Below are 15,955 nucleotides of genomic sequence, written 5' to 3'. Positions count from 1 at the left end.
ACGCGATGATTTCCGGCCTACTCAAAAAGATTTTCGGCAGCCGCAACGATCGGCTGATCAAACAATATTCCCAGGCAGTCAAGCGCATCAATGCGCTCGAGCCGGCCATGCAGGCCCTGAGCGACGACGCGTTGCGCGGCAAGACGGACGAGTTCCGTCAGCGTCACGCCAATGGTGAATCGCTCGACGATCTCCTGCCCGAAGCTTTCGCGGTAGTTCGCGAAGCCGGTGTCCGGGCCTTGGGCATGCGTCACTTCGACGTCCAGATGATCGGCGGCATGGTTCTGCACAACGGCAAGATCGCCGAAATGCGTACCGGCGAAGGCAAGACCCTGGTGGGCACGTTGCCCGCCTACCTTAATGCCATTTCCGGTCAGGGTGTTCATGTCATCACCGTCAACGACTACTTGGCCACCCGCGACTCGGACTGGATGGGACGGTTGCATCGTTTCCTCGGTCTGACCGTCGGCGTCAATCTGTCGCAGATGGATCACGAGGCCAAGCAGGCGGCTTACGCGGCCGACATCACCTACGGTACGAACAACGAATTCGGCTTCGACTACCTGCGCGACAACATGGTCTATACGGCCGGCGAGCGCGTCCAGCGCAGCCTCAATTTCGCCATCGTCGATGAGGTGGACTCCATCCTTATCGACGAAGCGCGGACGCCGCTGATCATTTCCGGCCAGGCTGAAGACCATACCGACCTCTATTTGCGCATGAAGGACATCGTTCCTAATCTGTCGCGCGCCATGGAGGAGGCCGATGAGGGCGATTACTGGGTGGACGAGAAGGGCCATCAGGTCCATCTCTCTGAAGCCGGTTACGAACACGCCGAGCAACTGCTCGCCGAGTCCGGCCTGCTCAAGGAAGGCACCAGCCTTTACGACGCTGCCAACATCACCCTGATGCATCACCTCAATGCCGCCCTGCGCGGCATGACGCTGTTCCATAAGGATCAGCATTACGTTGTGCAGAACGGCGAAGTCGTTATCGTCGACGAGTTCACCGGGCGCCTGATGTCTGGCCGCCGCTGGTCGGATGGCTTGCACCAGGCGGTGGAAGCCAAGGAAGGCGTGCAGATTCAGGCCGAAAACCAGACCCTGGCCTCGATCACCTTCCAGAACTATTTCCGCATGTACAACAAGCTGTCCGGGATGACCGGCACGGCGGATACCGAAGCCTACGAATTTCACCAGATCTACGGTCTGGAAACAGTCGTCATCCCGACCCATCGCCCGATGGTCCGCAAGGACATGAACGACCTGGTCTTCAAGACGGCCGACGAGAAGCATGCGGCGATCATCGCCGACATCAAGGATTGTGCCCAGCGTGGCCAGCCGGTGCTGGTCGGCACCACGTCGATTGAAGCGTCGGAACTTCTGTCCGGGCTGCTCGACAAGGAAAAGCTTTCGCATCAGGTGCTTAACGCCAAACAGCACGCCCGTGAAGCCGAAATCGTCGTCCAGGCCGGACGGCCGGGGATGGTGACCATCGCCACCAACATGGCCGGTCGCGGTACCGACATCGTGCTTGGGGGCAATATCGAGAAACATCTGGCCGCCATTCGTGACGACGAGTCGCTGTCGGCCGCCGAGCGTGACAAGAAGGCCGCCGCCATGAAGGCCGAATGGCAGGAAGTGCATAATGCCGTGCTGGCTTCCGGTGGCCTGCATATCATCGGCTCCGAGCGTCACGAGTCGCGTCGTATCGACAATCAGCTGCGTGGCCGTGCCGGTCGTCAGGGTGACGCTGGTTCCTCGCGCTTCTATCTGTCGCTCGATGACCCGCTCCTGCGCATTTTTGCCGGCGAGCGTCTGCGCGCCATCATGGACAAGTTGAAAATGCCCGAAGGCGAGGCGATCGAGCATCCGCTCGTCACTCGTTCGCTGGAGTCGGCGCAGCGCAAGGTCGAGGCCCGCAACTTCGATATCCGCAAGCAATTGCTGGAATACGATGACGTGTCGAACGATCAGCGCAAGGTGATCTACCAGCAGCGCAATGAACTGCTAGAAACCGAGGATATTTCGGAAACCATCACCGCCATGCGCCAGAGCGTCATTGCCGATGTCTTCCGTATCTACGTTCCGGCCGAATCGGTCGAGGAACAGTGGGACATGGACGGCCTGGAGCGAGCCTTGTCTTCCGAGTTGCTGATCAATGCACCGGTGGCCCAGTGGTTCAAGGACGAGCCGACCCTCTCCGACGATGAAATTCTCGAACGGATTACGAAAGAGGCCGACGAACTCTATCTGGCCAAGGTTGAACTGGTCGGTGCGACCAATTTCCAGCAGTTCGAACGCAATGTCATGTTGCAGAGCCTGGACAGCCATTGGCGCGAGCATCTGGCAGCCCTCGATCATCTGCGTCAGGGCATCCATTTGCGTGGCTACGCCCAGAAGAACCCGAAGCAGGAGTACAAGCGCGAAGCCTTCGAGCTGTTCGAGGGGCTGCTTGACCTCGTGCGCAAGGAAGTGACCCGTATTGTCTTCACCGTGCAGATCCGTTCGCCGGAAGATATCGAAGAAACTGCCCCGCATGCCGATGTCCAGAACGTCCAGTATGAGCATGCCGGATTCGACGAAACCCTCGGTGATGCCGAGGCTGCATCGGTGGCCCTGCAGCAGCCAATTGATGCCGGGCCGAAGGTTGGGCGTAACGATCCCTGCCCCTGTGGCTCGGGCAAAAAATACAAGCACTGCCACGGAAAACTCAGCTGATAGGCGCTAGCCATTTTTGCTAGTGCCTGCCGCGCGATCCTGATAACTCGATCCTCGATCCTAAAATGCCCGTCAATTACGCTACCCCCGCCGCCGATCAACTTTTCCCGGTTGCCGGGGTTCGTCTCGGCGTTGCCGCCGCCGAAATTCGCAAGAAAAACCGGCGCGACCTGACCCTGGTGGCACTCGATGCCGGTTGTACCGTGGCCGGGGTATTCACCCAGAACCGCTTCTGCGCCGCCCCGGTACAGATTTGCCGCAAGCATCTGGCCGGCGGTCAGGAAATCCGTGCGCTGATTGTCAATACCGGTATTGCCAATGCCGGAACCGGTGAGCCAGGACGTCAGGCGGCACAGGAAACCTGTGAAGCGGTTGGTCAATTGCTCGGGATTGCGGCCGGACAGGTCCTGCCCTTCTCGACGGGCGTCATTCTTGAGTTGTTGCCGGTTGAGCGGATCAGGGCCGGCTTGCCGGCGGTGTTCGCCGACCTCAAGGCCGATAACTGGCACGGGGCAGCGCACGGCATCATGACCACCGATACCGTGGCCAAGGCGGCATCGCGACGGCTGACGGTCAACGGCAAGACGGTAACCATTTCCGGTGTCTCCAAGGGGGCTGGCATGATCAAGCCGAATATGGCGACCATGCTCGGTTTTCTCGCCACCGATGCCGGTATTGCCCAGCCCTTGCTCGACAAACTGGTGAAGGAGGCGGCTGATACTTCGTTCAACTGCATCACCGTCGATGGCGACACCTCGACCAATGACTCCTATGTGATGATTGCCAGCGGCCAGTCGGGCGCCAGCTTTGCGGCAGAAACCGATGCCGGCTGGGCCGAAATCAAGGCCGCCATCATTGCTGTTTCAGTCGAGTTGGCCCAGGCCATTGTTCGTGACGGCGAAGGTGCCACAAAATTTATTACTGTTGCCGTGCAGGGCGGCAGGGATATCGAGGAGTGTCGCAAGGTTGGTTATGCCATTGGTCACTCACCGCTGGTCAAAACCGCCTTTTTCGCGTCGGATCCCAATCTTGGCAGAATTCTCGCGGCTGTCGGTTATGCCGGTATTGGCGATCTTGATGTGGACGGCGTCAAGGTCTGGCTGGATGATGTGCTCGTCGCGGAAAAGGGCGGTCGGGCGGCGGCCTATCGGGAAGAGGATGGGGCCCGTGTCATGGCCCAGGCGGAAATCACCGTGCGGGTTGACCTCGGGCGCGGTATGGCCCTGGCCAATGTTTATACCTGCGATTTTTCCTACGACTACGTCAAGATCAACGCCGACTATCGTTCCTGAGAACTACCGGCCCGGCCGGCATCGCCCCGGATCGGCGCCATTGTGCGGCCTTTCTGTCGGGCGTAACGCGGTACGCATTTGTATTAAGCGCCGGGAAGTTGTACCTTTCCACCTTCGGCGTATTTAGCACACGGTCATCGGGCACTACAGGGTCGGGACGACCGGCTTTGCTGCGACCGATGGCGAAAATTGAAAGACATGACCGAATCCAAGGCTCCGCTCTCCTTCCTGCTCAATAGCGAATTCCGCGAAAAATATCCGCACCAGTTAGTGGCGCGCTACCCGCATATCGCCCAGCATATCGAGTCGCTGTGGCACAACGCCGATGCGGTGGCCGATTACTTCAGTGACCTGATGATTCCCAGTCGCCCCAACCGGCAAGGTTTTCCAGCCGACGTCGCGGCTGAAATCATGTCCTTGAGCATGGCTTTTGACCGCATAGGCTCGTTGGTTTTTGCCGATGCTGAATCGGCCAAGACGACCAAGTCGGGGACCTATCACTGGGAGAGCGAAAGTCAGATCGGGGCTGATGACATCGGCTTTGACCTCACCCGGGCCGGCTTTGCGAAGGCGGCCGAGGCAGGTGACCGCCAGGCCTGCCTGCGCTTTGTCAGAGCCGGCTTTGATGTCGACACGCGTGATGCCCGCGACTGGACGCCGCTCATGATCGCCGCGTTCTATGGCCGCGAACAGCTGGCCCTCATGTTGCTCGAGAGCGGCGCCGATATTTACGCCACGGATGGCGGTGGCTATAGCTCCCTGCACTGGGCGGCCTTCAGCGGCTATCTCGAACTGGTCCGCTTGCTGCTGCAACGCGGCCTGCCAGCCAATACCCCGAGCAACGCCGGGATCACCCCCTTGCTGCAGGCTGCAGCCCGCGGGCATGTCGCGGTGGTCCGGTTGCTCCTCGAATTTCAGGCCAATCCCAATCTCCTGGCCAAGGATGGCTCAAGCCCCCTGCTCAAAGCTGTCGCCAACAACCATCTGGCGGTTAGCCAGTTGTTGCTGAATGCCGGCGCTCATCGCAATGTCACCCTCAAGGATGGCACGACGCTCGATGATATGGTCGCGAAAGCCAAAGATCCGCGAATCCGGGCTATATTTGCCTGATTTTCCTTGCTGCCTACGGCCTCATGACTGAAATCCGCCGCGATCTTGCCCGCAATACGCTGGCCATACTCTGCATTCTCGGGCTGATCGGCCTGTCGGTCTGGGTTTTGCTCCCCTTTCTGGCGGCCACCGTATGGGCAGTGATGATCGTTGTCGCTACCTGGCCGCTATTCAGGTCGCTCGAAACACGGCTCGGCAATCGGCGTACACCGGCGGTGGCCATCATGTCGCTAGGTCTCCTGCTTCTGCTGGTAATGCCGTTGTGGGTAGCATTCGACACCATTTTTTCGCATACCGAACAATTGACCGCTGTCGGCAAGTCGTTTGCCGCCGATGGCCTGCCGCCGCCACCGGACTGGGTAAATAATCTCCCGTTGATTGGCGATAAGGTAGCTGTTGCCTGGGCTCAGCTCGATGCCGCGGGAACCGGTGGATTGCTCAAAAAGGTCACGCCTTATGCCGCCGATGCGGGTAAGTGGGTGTTCTCTCAGGTGGGGGGTATCGGTGGCATGCTCATCCAGTTTCTGCTGGTCGTCACAATTGCCGCCATCCTCTATGCCGGGGGTGAAACGGGGGCGCGCATGGCTCGCCGTTTTGGTCGTCGGCTGGCCGGTGAGCGAGGCGAGAATTCAGTGGTTCTGGCCGCTCAGGCGATTCGTGGTGTGGCCCTCGGGGTTGGCGTCACCGCCATCGTTCAGACGGTCCTGGGCGGTCTCGGGCTGGCGGCTGCCGGCGTCCCCTTCGCTTCGCTGTTGTCGGCCGTCATGCTGATTCTGTGCATTGCCCAGATCGGGCCGATGCCGATACTGTTGCCAGCGGTTGGCTGGATGTTCTGGACCGGGGATACCGGCTGGGCGACCGTTCTGCTGGTGTGGAGCGTGATCGTCGGCAGCCTCGACAGTTTTTTGCGGCCGATGCTCATCAAGCGAGGGGCGGATCTGCCCTTGCTGCTGATCTTTGCCGGGGTTATTGGCGGCATGTTGAGCTTCGGTCTGGTTGGCATCTTCGTCGGCCCGGTCGTTCTCGCCGTTACCTATACGCTGACGCTGGCCTGGATCGAGGATGGCCTCGGGCGCGACGAACGCTGAGTTTCAGGATTTGCGCAGGCAGATCAGTCGAAACCAGCCACCCGCCAGCGCCGGCTGATCGATTTCCACCCTCAGGCCGGGCGCTGCCGCCAGTAGGTCTTCAAAAACGACATCGAGTCGGGTCGCCACCCGGCGCACCAGCGGATTGATCAATCGACGCAGGCGGGCGGGTTGCCCACGACGCAGGAACTTGTCAAAAACCAGTACCTGGCCACCCGGTTTAAGTACTCGGGCGATTTCCGCCAGGCATTTGGTTGGTTCCGGGACAACGGCAAGAATCAGGTGCAGCACGGCACAATCAAATGAAGCATCGGCAAAGGGCAGGCCTTGCGCGTTGCCCTGTACCGGCACGAAATCAACATGGCCAGACCGGGGCCGAGTGCGGCGCAGCATGGCGTGGGTCAGATCGAGGCCGACGTAATGGTGATGGGCCGGCAGGTGCGGCAGGTCGAGGCCGGTGCCGACGCCGGCGAGGAGTACGCGGCCCGGCCGGATGGGCAGGGCGGCCAGGCTGTTTGCCCGCGCCTGGTGGGTGGCGCGGGCAATGAACGCATCGTAGAACGGGGCGATCAAAGTGTAGCTATGTTTCAGGCTCATGGACCACGCCTGTCGGCAGCGATGAAAGGCATCGGGCTGGCTTCGCTAACGGCGGAAGCGTTGCCCCTTGTAGTTAAAGTAAGCGTTTTCGCCATCAATCCTCTCCAGGCGCAGGCCGGGGAGAACCTCGTCACCTTCGCGCACCAGCTTGTCGTTGATGATCGCCAGATTGACGCCGCTTTCATCCTTGATAAAGCCGGAAACACTCACCGCCGGCAATGACTTCGGCGGTTCGCCCGTGGCCTCGCTCTTTGGCGCATGCGCCGTAACCTGGGCCGGAGGGGGTGGAGTCGGCATCGTCCTGGCCGGCTTTTCGGGGGCTGAAACGGGTTGCGGAGCAGCTTCCACCGCCGACTTGGGGGCGGGCGAGGGGCTGGGTGCGATAGCTGGTTGTACGGCCGGTTGGGTTGGCGCCGGTGGCGTTGGAAGGGTGGCTGGGGCAACAACTGGCGGAACGGCCCGGGTTGCCGCCAGCGCTGGCGGGGGGCTGGCCGGGGGCGTCTTGGGCGGGGTCGTGACGCGTGACCACGACCACCAGTTCAGGCCTATCGTCACGATCAGCAGAATAATGCCGAACAGGATCACCTTGCGACCAAGGCCCGGGCTGGTCTCGGCGGTGGCCGGATACAGCATGCCTGTCCCGCGGCCGGCGGCGAGTTGCCGCTCCTGTTCGGACTTGCGCAAGGCGTCGAGAATGTAGGACATTGCTCAGCCCTCCCGCTGGTTGATCAGGCGCGGCCCGGCCGGCGTGCTGCGGGCGCTGATACGGATGGCGGTGACCGGACCGACATAGCCATCGGGGCGGATGCCTTCGGCCAGTTGAAAGGCACGAACGCGCCGGGCCAGCTCCGGGTCGAAAACATCGGAGCCATTGTCGGCAATGCCGTCGACCTTGCTCATGACCTGGCGCAGCCAAGGGATTGCCGGCCCATGCTGGCCCGGAGCCAGTTGTTCGCCGAAGCCGGCCGGCGCTTTCCAGAGCACGATGAAATTGCCGGACCAGGCGTCGGCAAGGTCGGCCAGTGCGACCCGGCGCTCTTCGCCACCGATCAGCAGGGTGGCGGTGTGCGGCTCGAGCGCCACCAGCGTTGCCGCATAGTCCCGGCGACTGGCGTCGGTCAGGCGGATCAGTGCCGGGTGGTCGAGCAGGCGAAGATCGGTGATGCCGCCCCGCGCTGCGTAACACCGCAGGCCTTGGGTTTCGGCCAGCCGGCAGTTGCCGCCGCGAGGCGAGCCGAGGGCATTGATGCCATTGCGGTCAAAGAGGGCCTGAAAGGCGAGCCGCTCACTTTCCGTCCGGGCCATCCGCTCCGGCCAGTCGATGCTTTTCAGTGGCCCGGCATCGCTCTTGCTCTGGTTTGCCGCAAGACTGCTCGCCGTAGCCTGAGGTGGGACTTCCGTCTTTGGTGGCTCGGCCGGAGGTGGCGGCGGTGCAACCGGCTCGGGGATGGGGGGCGGGGCCAGCCAGGCGCTGATCGCCTCGTTGACCGGTGGTGTAGTGGCAGCGATACCGGCCAGCCCGATAACCAGCACGGTGGCAACTATCGTCCGCCAGGGATGGCGGGATGGCTGATGCGCTGCGATTACCTCGCGAATCGCCTGGCGCAGGGTGGCGGCATTGACCTGCTGTCTGGCCTGAACGTAAGTGCCGAGGAGCGCCCGGTCACAAACCAGGTTGATCAGGCGTGGTACCCCGCCGGTGGCTTGATGCAGTTTCTTGCACAGGGCATCGGGGAAAATGACCTGAGCCGCGCCGGAAACGCGCAGGCGATGTCCGACATAGGCGCGGACCTCTTCCGGCGCGAGCTGGGTCAGGTGGTAACGGGCAATCACCCGCTGGGCGACCTGGCGCATTTCCGGTCGGGACAGCATCTCCTGCAGTTCCGGCTGACCGATCAGGATGATCTGCATCAACTTGCGGCTATTGGTTTCGAGATTGGTCAGCAGGCGCAGTTGTTCAAGCACCAGCGGGTTGAGATTCTGCGCTTCGTCGATGATCAGGATGGCTCGCCGGTCCCGCGCATTGGCTTCAAGCAGCCAGTGATGGATGGCGTCTACATAGGCCTTGATGCCGGGCCGCTCGGCCGTGACGGCGATGTGATACTCCTCGCAGATGGTCTGCAGCAGCTCTTCGGCGCTCATCAGGGGATTGAGGATGAACGCGATGTCGATATTGTCCGGCAACTGTTCGAGCATGCTCCGGCAGATGGTGGTCTTGCCGGTACCGACCTCGCCGGTGAGCAACACGATGCCGCCTTCTCCCTGGATGCCGTAGAGCAGATGGGCCAGCGCTTCGCGGTGGCGGTTGCTCATGAACAGGAAGCGCGGGTCCGGCACAATCGAGAATGGCATCTCGCCAAGCCGGAAGTAATCCTTGTACATGGGGGAAATATCCAGATGAGTGCGCTATAGAGGCAAATATTCTATCGGGTTCCGCTCAATTCACGGCAGTCCTTAGTGCAGGGCGCGTGGGCTGGCCAGGACGAATTCGGGGATCTCCGCGTCAAAATGGGTGCCATCCTCGGCCACCATCTGGTAAGTGCCTTTCATCGTGCCGATCGGCGTGGTCAGTGACGAGCCGCTGGTATAGCGAAAACTCTCGCCAGGCTGGAGCAACGGCTGCTTGCCAACGACGCCGAGGCCGCGAACTTCCTGCACATCATTGTTGCCGTCGGTGATGATCCAGTGGCGCGAAACCAGTTGCGCCGGCACGCTGCCGATATTTTTGATGGTGATGGTGTAGGCAAAGATGTAGCGGCTGTTATCCGGGTCAGACTGCTCCGGGATGAACTGCGGCATGGGTTGAATGTCGATTTGGTACTTGTCGGTGTCGGGCATGGGATAATTTCGTCTATCTGTTCTTGTTCAGGGAAACATCATGTCAGCCAAAGATTACGTCATCGCGCCGAGCATTCTGTCCGCCAATTTCGCCAAGCTGGGCGAAGAGGTGGCCAACGTCATCGCTTCCGGCGCCGACTGGATTCACTTTGACGTGATGGACAACCATTACGTTCCCAACCTGACCATCGGTCCGCTCGTCTGCGAGGCCATTCGTCCGTGTACCACGGCGCCGATCGATGTCCATCTGATGGTCAAGCCGGTAGATCGCATCATCCCCGATTTTGCCAAAGCCGGGGCCAATATCATCACCTTCCACCCGGAAGCCTCCGACCACGTTGACCGCAGCCTGTCTCTGATCCGCGATGCCGGTTGTCTGGGTGGCCTGGTTTTCAACCCGGCAACACCTCTCGATTACATGGACTACGTCCTCGACAAGATCGACGTCATCTTGCTGATGAGCGTCAATCCCGGCTTCGGCGGTCAGAAGTTCATCCCCGGCACGCTGGCCAAGGCCCGCCAGGCACGCGCCAAACTCGATGCCTACGAAAAGGAAAGCGGCCGGCGCATCCGTCTTGAAATCGATGGCGGGGTCAATGTTGGCAATATCGCCGACATCGCCCGTGCCGGCGTCGACGCCTTCGTCGCCGGTTCGGCCGTCTATGGTGCCGGCAAGGACAGCGACCCGCATCGCTACGACACTATCATTGGCGCACTGCGCACTGAATTGGCGAAGGTCTGAGGGCAAACCCAGTGCAGTTTCAGTCCGTCACCTTCGACCTCGATGGCACCCTCCTCGACACCATTGCCGATCTGGCCGAGGCCTGCCGCCTGATGCTCGACGAAGTCGGCGCCCGGCCACGGTCGCTCGCCGAGGTGCACAGTTTTGTCGGCAAGGGCATGGCCGTGCTGGTTGAGCGCTGCCTGACCCATGAGCAGCCGCCGAGCGATGACCAACGGCACGCGGCGATCGAATCCTTCAAGCGTCACTATGCGGCGGTTAACGGGAAATTCACCCGGATTTATCCGGGCGTGATCGACGGCTTGCAAGCCTGGCAAGCCAGCGGCCTCAAGATGGGCGTGGTCACCAACAAGCCGGGCATGTTCACGGGAGTGCTGCTCGAACGCATGGGGCTGGCTGATTATTTCGATGTGGTGGTGTCCGGCGACACCACGGCCCACAAGAAGCCGCATCCCGAGCCGGTTCTCCATGCCTGTCGGCTGTTTGGTGTCCGACCGGATCGCAATCTGCATATCGGTGATTCCCGACACGACATTCATGCCGCCCATGCTGCCGGTTGTCTGGCCTATGCCGTACCCTACGGTTACAACGAAGGTGAGCCGGTGGACAGCGCCGATTGCGATGCGCTAGTATCCGATCTGCTCGCCGCTTACCGGCAAGCACTTACTTTTAAAGACCTCCCACAAAAATGACGACTCTGCGCATCTGGAACGAATGGCAAGGTTGGCGTCGCTGGCGCCCCTGATCTCCTTTCGCGCGCCTATGCGGCGCTCCGCTCCAGACCGCAACACCCTGTCATTTTCGAGGCTTCCCCATGACTGAAACCGAATTCAACGCCCTTGCCGCGCAAGGCTACAACCGTATTCCTGTTACGCTGGAAACGTTTGCCGATCTCGACACGCCGCTGTCGATCTACCTCAAGCTGGCCAACGCGCCCTACACCTACCTGCTTGAATCCGTGCAGGGCGGTGAGCGTTTCGGCCGCTACTCGATTATCGGCCTCGCCGCCCAGACGCGTATTGTCGTCAATGGCCATCAGGTTCTGGTTCTCACCGGCAACCGTGTCGCCGAGCGCGAGGACGATACCAATCCGCTCGATTTCATCGGCAAGTTCATGCAGCGTTTCCGTGCCGCACCCCAGGCTGGCCTGCCGCGCTTCTGCGGTGGACTGGTCGGCTGCTTCGGCTACGACACCATCCGTTACGTCGAAACCAAGCTGACGCGCACCCACAAGCCGGACGACATCGGTACGCCGGATATCGGCCTGCTCCTCTCCGAAGAAATCGCCGTCGTCGACAACCTCTCCGGCAAGCTCACCCTGGTCGTCTTCGCCGAGCCGAGCTTCCCCGGCGCATATCAGAAAGCGCGGGCGCGGCTCATGGAGCTTCTCGCCAAACTACGCACGCCGGTGGTCATCCCGAGCGAAAAGCCGGTCCACTCCGAGCCGGCCGTTTCGGTGTTTGGTGAGGCTGCTTTCAAGAAGGCTGTACTCAAGGCCAAGGACTACATCACCGAAGGCGACGTCATGCAGGTCGTCCTCTCGCAGCGCATGACCAAGCCCTTTGGGGCCACCCCGCTGGCGCTCTATCGCACCCTGCGGAGCCTCAATCCGTCGCCCTACATGTTCTACTTCGATTTCGAGGATTTTCATGTCGTCGGCGCCTCGCCGGAAATTCTCGTCCGTCTCGAAGGCGACCGCGTCACCGTCCGCCCAATCGCCGGCACCCGCAAACGCGGTGCTTCTCCGGAAGAGGATGCCGCCCTGGCCAGCGAACTGCTTGCCGATGAAAAGGAGCGCGCCGAGCACACCCAGTTGCTCGACCTCGGCCGCAACGACTGTGGCCGCGTCGCCAAGGTCGGCAGTGTCAAACTCACCGAAAACATGATCGTCGAGCGTTACTCGCACGTCATGCACATCGTCTCCAATGTTGAAGGCCGCCTGCAACCGGGGCTCGATGCGCTCGACGTGCTGAAAGCAACTTTTCCCGCCGGTACTGTTTCCGGTGCCCCCAAGGTTCGGGCCATGGAAATCATCGATGAACTGGAGCCGGTCAAGCGTGGCATCTACGCCGGCGCCGTCGGCTACCTCGGTTTCCATGGCGACATGGATATCGCCATCGCCATCCGCACGGCCGTCGTCAAAAACAAGCAGCTGTACGTCCAGGCCGGTGCCGGCATCGTCGCCGACTCCGATCCGCACTCGGAATGGGAAGAAACCCGCAACAAGGCCCGCGCCGTGCTGCGCGCCGCCGAACTGGCCGAGCAGGGGCTGGATACGCGAGTCGATTGATATCCTTGCCTGCCTGGACACAAAAAACCGCCAATTTCGGCGGTTTTTTGTGTCAGCAATGACGATACTTAGTCAGTAACGGGCGGCAGCCATTTCAGGCGCCGGAAAATCCACTCCGTCAGCCACAGGCTGAAATAGGTCGCGAACCACGCAAAGAGGGTGTCGGACAGGAAATGTCCTCCAGCCGTCAGGCGTACCAAGGCGAGCAGGCTGGCAGTGGCCAGGCTGGTCAACAGCCAGCGTCGGCGCACAGCCGGGGTGGCCAGCCAGCCGAAGGCCATGACGAAGGCGGCGGTGGCGACGTGGCCACTGACGAAGGAACAATTCTTGACGCACTGGTCGCTCAGCATGAAAGCCGGGGTGAATTTGAGCGGCCCACCGAATTCCGTCACGGTCGTCGGGCGGGCGCGGTGCCAGCCATCCTTGAGCGTGGCATCGACGAGCAGTACTGGCCCGAGCAGCGCTGCGGCCAGCAGGAAGCCCAAGGTCGTCCGCCGCGCCTGCAGCCAGGGCAGACGTTTGAATGTGCCGAGCAGCAGTCCGCCCGTGAGAATGATCAGCAAGACCTGTCCGGCGCGCGGTGTGCCACGGTAGAGAAGTTCGAACAGGGGCCAGTTGCCATCGGAAAAGGCCCAGCGGCCGTCTTTATAAAAATGGCCGCTGGTCGCCAGGTCGATCTCCGGGAATGCAACAAAGAGCACCGCGAGCAGCGCAAACACGACGCCGGCAATGCGGAGCTCAATAACCCTTGAAGGCATGCAGCAGGTAAACATCCATGTTTCGGCTGGTTTGCGCGTCGAGTGGCACCTTGAGTCTGGCCAGTTGCTCCATGCCGGCGAAGCGCGGGGCGAAATCGGTGCCCGGTGTGGTGTCGGTGATCAGGATCACATCCTTGCCGACATGGGGGCGGAGGTCGGTGGTCAGCTTGTAATGGTCGCTGACGACGCCGGATGGGTTCCAACTGGCGGCCAGCGGTCGCACATCGCGCAGCTCGTAGAGCATGTGGGCGAGCAAGGTACGGTTGTCGGCGATGAGGATGGCGTCGGGGTGGGCCTGCACAATGGGCTTAAGCTGGCGGCCAAGTTCATCCCAGCCCATGGCGCGCTTGTAGGGGCTGAGTTTGGCCTGGTTGTCGGGGCTGCTGGCAGCGAGTATTTGCGGCCAGTGATAGAGCAGGCCGACGAGCAGCAGGTTGAGGGCGAGGCCGGCGATCAGGAGCTTTTTCTTTTCGCGCTGGAGCAGCCAGGCGACGGCTGCAATCACGGCCGGGGCAAAGGCGGGGGCCGCCCAGTTGGCATTGGCGCTGCTCTTCAGGGCCTGCATTGAGACGACGGCCCACAGCGGCAGGGCGAACCAGAGCAGGAGGCGTGTCCGTTCGTCGTTCCAGCTTTCGCGGACGCGCAGCAAGAGGAGCAGGAAAATGCTGCCGAGGACAGGGCCGAAGGCGATCCACTGTGCTGCCCAGAATTCGCCCAGAGAGGCCAGGCCACCGCCGGATTGCCGGTTCAGCGTGATGTCGGCAGTGTGTTTTAGGGTCGGGAAATCGTGATTGATGTTCCAGACGATATTGGGCGACAGCATGAGCAGGGCCAGAGCCGCTGTCAGCCAGGGCTTGGCCGAGGCCAGGCGCGGCCGGTGGAAGGCCAGCAAATAAAGGAAAGCGGCGCCGAGGCAGGCCGCCATGGTGTATTTGGAGAGCAGGCCCAGGCCGCAGATCAGCCCGAGCAGCAGCCAGTCGGCCCACTTGTCGGAATCCAGCGCACGCAGGAAAGCCCATAGGGCGAGCGCCCAGAGCAGCGTGAGCAGCGCATCGGTGGAGACGAACAGGCCGAGCCAGGAAAAAATCGGCAGGGTGAGAACGGCCACGGCCGACCAGAAGGCCACGCGTTTGTCGTAGAGGCGGCAGGCGATAGCCCAGCAAGCGGCAGCCGCCAGCGGGTAGCAGAGCATGGACAGCGCCTTGACGCCGATCATGCCGTCGCCAAACAGCGCCGTGGACAGCCAGATCAGCGCCGCAACGCCGGGCGGTTTGGAGAAATAGCCCCAGTCGAGATGCTGCGCCCAGGTCCAGTATTGCGCTTCATCGACGTAGAGCGTGATGCCCAGATTGGGCAGAAGCCAGAAGCGCCAGGCCAGCAGCGCGGCGGTCAGGGCAAACAGCCATTTGACATGGCTGTTGCGGTTAGCCTCCGCGAGGTTCACGCCGATTTATGCCAGCCTTCATCAGCCGCCAGTGCGCGCTCGGGGCGGGCCGAGTAGGAGCGGATGGTGCCCGACTCGAAGTAGATGCGGGCTAGCAGTTCGGACAGTACGCCGGTCGTGATGAAGTGAATGCCGGCAATCAGGGTACCGATACCGACGATGAGCAGCGGGCGACCGCCGATGTTCTCGCCGAGGCCGAATTTGACCCAGGCCAGCCAGGTCATGATCAGGCCGGAAAGTGCTGTCAGGCCAAGGCCGATGCCGCCGAAGAAATGGCCGGGGCGGGCGCGGAAGCGCATGAAGAAATAGACGGCGATCAAATCGAGAATGACCCGGAAAGTACGCGAAATGCCGTATTTCGACACCCCGGCCGTGCGTGCATGGTGCGTCGTCGGCTCCTGGGCGATGCGGCGCGGCGTCGTTACCGTGGCAAGCCAGGCGGGGATAAAGCGGTGCATTTCGCCGTACAGGCGCACACTCTTGATGACGCTGCCGCGGAAAGCCTTGAGGCTGCAGCCGTAGTCGCGCAGGTGAACGCCGGTCATCCGGGCAATCAGCTTGTTGGCGATTTTCGATGGAATCTTGCGCAGGATCAGCCCATCCTGGCGGTTCTGCCGCCAGCCGGCAACCAGATCAAGATCTTCGTTGATCAGGCGGGCCACCATGCGCGGAATGTCCACCGGGTCGTTCTGCAAGTCGCCGTCCATGGTGACGATCACGTCGCCGCGCGCGGCGTCGATGCCGGCCTGCATGGCTGCCGTCTGCTTGAAGTTGCGGGTCAATTCGACGACGCGGACGTGCGGCCCATATTCACGCGAACACTGGACGGCGCGATCAACGGTGGCGTCGCTACTGCCGTCATCAACCAGTACCAGTTCCCATGGATGGTCGTAACCAACCAGCGCCTCATGCACGCGCTTGACCAGGGGGGCGATGTTGTCTTCCTCGTTATAAAACGGGACGACGATGGACAGGCTGTGCGGGGCAATCGTAAGTTCGGCGCTCATGGGTGAATCCGGCGGGAAAGCGCGCATTTTAATCCAAAAGCACCCCGAGGGCGGCGTGGCGGGTCTTTA

General features: G+C 61.6%; 14 protein-coding genes. 7 read left to right on the top strand and 7 right to left on the bottom strand.

The window, feature by feature from the left end:
* Positions 1-5: 5 nt before the first annotated feature.
* From secA to ydiK, 4 genes are all read left to right on the top strand, one after another.
* Positions 6-2,720: a preprotein translocase subunit SecA gene (secA, locus tag HYN24_RS12805; RefSeq protein WP_117609610.1), complete on the top strand. Its 2,715-nt coding sequence runs from the start codon at positions 6-8 to the stop codon at positions 2,718-2,720.
* A 65-nt stretch (positions 2,721-2,785) separates the two neighbouring features.
* Positions 2,786-4,012 carry a bifunctional glutamate N-acetyltransferase/amino-acid acetyltransferase ArgJ gene (gene argJ / locus HYN24_RS12800; protein ID WP_117609609.1) on the top strand — a complete coding sequence of 409 codons (1,227 nt, stop codon included), beginning with the start codon at positions 2,786-2,788 and terminating at the stop codon, positions 4,010-4,012.
* A gap of 198 nt (positions 4,013-4,210) precedes the next feature.
* Positions 4,211-5,122, top strand: coding sequence for an ankyrin repeat domain-containing protein (locus tag HYN24_RS12795; protein WP_117609608.1), 912 nt, complete (start codon positions 4,211-4,213; stop codon positions 5,120-5,122).
* A gap of 23 nt (positions 5,123-5,145) precedes the next feature.
* Complete coding sequence (gene ydiK / locus HYN24_RS12790; protein ID WP_117609607.1) at positions 5,146-6,210, top strand: AI-2E family transporter YdiK; 1,065 nt, start codon at positions 5,146-5,148, stop codon at positions 6,208-6,210.
* A 3-nt stretch (positions 6,211-6,213) separates the two neighbouring features.
* On the opposite strand, the gene HYN24_RS12785 is transcribed toward ydiK, so the two are convergent.
* The 4 genes from HYN24_RS12785 to apaG all read right to left on the bottom strand — a co-directional run bounded on the left by HYN24_RS12785 (position 6,214) and on the right by apaG (position 9,645).
* Positions 6,214-6,807 (bottom strand): class I SAM-dependent methyltransferase, encoded by a 594-nt coding sequence (locus tag HYN24_RS12785; RefSeq protein ID WP_117609606.1) that lies wholly within the window; start codon positions 6,805-6,807, stop codon positions 6,214-6,216.
* A gap of 45 nt (positions 6,808-6,852) precedes the next feature.
* The gene (locus HYN24_RS16315) at positions 6,853-7,512 is read right to left on the bottom strand and encodes a general secretion pathway protein GspB (protein WP_117609605.1); all 660 of its coding nucleotides are present in this window, start codon (positions 7,510-7,512) and stop codon (positions 6,853-6,855) included.
* A 3-nt stretch (positions 7,513-7,515) separates the two neighbouring features.
* The gene (locus HYN24_RS12775) at positions 7,516-9,189 is read right to left on the bottom strand and encodes an ExeA family protein (protein WP_117609604.1); all 1,674 of its coding nucleotides are present in this window, start codon (positions 9,187-9,189) and stop codon (positions 7,516-7,518) included.
* 72 nt (positions 9,190-9,261) lie between these two features.
* On the bottom strand, positions 9,262-9,645 hold the full coding sequence (apaG, locus tag HYN24_RS12770; RefSeq protein ID WP_117609603.1) for a Co2+/Mg2+ efflux protein ApaG: 384 nt from the start codon (positions 9,643-9,645) through the stop codon (positions 9,262-9,264).
* 40 nt (positions 9,646-9,685) lie between these two features.
* Between apaG and rpe the strand changes: the two genes are divergently transcribed.
* The 3 genes from rpe (at position 9,686) to trpE (ending at position 12,677) form a co-directional block, all read left to right on the top strand.
* The gene (rpe, locus tag HYN24_RS12765) at positions 9,686-10,387 is read left to right on the top strand and encodes a ribulose-phosphate 3-epimerase (RefSeq protein WP_117609602.1); all 702 of its coding nucleotides are present in this window, start codon (positions 9,686-9,688) and stop codon (positions 10,385-10,387) included.
* 11 nt (positions 10,388-10,398) lie between these two features.
* Positions 10,399-11,079, top strand: coding sequence for a phosphoglycolate phosphatase (locus HYN24_RS12760; RefSeq protein WP_117609601.1), 681 nt, complete (start codon positions 10,399-10,401; stop codon positions 11,077-11,079).
* A gap of 122 nt (positions 11,080-11,201) precedes the next feature.
* Positions 11,202-12,677 (top strand): anthranilate synthase component I, encoded by a 1,476-nt coding sequence (gene trpE / locus HYN24_RS12755; RefSeq protein ID WP_117609600.1) that lies wholly within the window; start codon positions 11,202-11,204, stop codon positions 12,675-12,677.
* Positions 12,678-12,745: 68 nt separating this feature from the next.
* On the opposite strand, the gene HYN24_RS12750 is transcribed toward trpE, so the two are convergent.
* From HYN24_RS12750 to HYN24_RS12740, 3 genes are read right to left on the bottom strand one after another with little or no spacing between them, the layout of a single operon-like run.
* Positions 12,746-13,435 carry a phosphatase PAP2 family protein gene (locus HYN24_RS12750; RefSeq protein WP_162888732.1) on the bottom strand — a complete coding sequence of 230 codons (690 nt, stop codon included), beginning with the start codon at positions 13,433-13,435 and terminating at the stop codon, positions 12,746-12,748.
* Complete coding sequence (locus HYN24_RS12745) at positions 13,416-14,879, bottom strand: glycosyltransferase family 39 protein (RefSeq protein ID WP_162888731.1); 1,464 nt, start codon at positions 14,877-14,879, stop codon at positions 13,416-13,418. The genes HYN24_RS12750 and HYN24_RS12745 overlap by 20 nt, the downstream gene beginning before the upstream one ends.
* On the bottom strand, positions 14,876-15,886 hold the full coding sequence (locus tag HYN24_RS12740; protein ID WP_117609597.1) for a glycosyltransferase family 2 protein: 1,011 nt from the start codon (positions 15,884-15,886) through the stop codon (positions 14,876-14,878). The genes HYN24_RS12745 and HYN24_RS12740 overlap by 4 nt, the downstream gene beginning before the upstream one ends.
* Between the last annotated feature and the right edge of the window lie 69 nt (positions 15,887-15,955).

This window comes from Dechloromonas sp. HYN0024 (assembly GCF_003441615.1).
Lineage (GTDB): Bacteria > Pseudomonadota > Gammaproteobacteria > Burkholderiales > Rhodocyclaceae > Azonexus.
Note: the sequence above shows the minus strand (reverse complement) of the source record. Positions and strands in the feature narration are given on the sequence as shown.

Coding starts and splice junctions, on each gene's coding strand:
- rpe (WP_117609602.1), top strand. CDS start 9,686: ATGTCAGCCAAAGATTACGTCATCGCGCCGAGCATTCTGTCCGCCAAT.
- HYN24_RS12750 (WP_162888732.1), bottom strand. CDS start 13,435: ATGCCTTCAAGGGTTATTGAGCTCCGCATTGCCGGCGTCGTGTTTGCG.
- secA (WP_117609610.1), top strand. CDS start 6: ATGATTTCCGGCCTACTCAAAAAGATTTTCGGCAGCCGCAACGATCGG.
- apaG (WP_117609603.1), bottom strand. CDS start 9,645: ATGCCCGACACCGACAAGTACCAAATCGACATTCAACCCATGCCGCAG.
- trpE (WP_117609600.1), top strand. CDS start 11,202: ATGACTGAAACCGAATTCAACGCCCTTGCCGCGCAAGGCTACAACCGT.
- HYN24_RS12795 (WP_117609608.1), top strand. CDS start 4,211: ATGACCGAATCCAAGGCTCCGCTCTCCTTCCTGCTCAATAGCGAATTC.
- HYN24_RS12785 (WP_117609606.1), bottom strand. CDS start 6,807: ATGAGCCTGAAACATAGCTACACTTTGATCGCCCCGTTCTACGATGCG.
- HYN24_RS12775 (WP_117609604.1), bottom strand. CDS start 9,189: ATGTACAAGGATTACTTCCGGCTTGGCGAGATGCCATTCTCGATTGTG.
- ydiK (WP_117609607.1), top strand. CDS start 5,146: ATGACTGAAATCCGCCGCGATCTTGCCCGCAATACGCTGGCCATACTC.
- HYN24_RS12740 (WP_117609597.1), bottom strand. CDS start 15,886: ATGAGCGCCGAACTTACGATTGCCCCGCACAGCCTGTCCATCGTCGTC.
- argJ (WP_117609609.1), top strand. CDS start 2,786: ATGCCCGTCAATTACGCTACCCCCGCCGCCGATCAACTTTTCCCGGTT.
- HYN24_RS16315 (WP_117609605.1), bottom strand. CDS start 7,512: ATGTCCTACATTCTCGACGCCTTGCGCAAGTCCGAACAGGAGCGGCAA.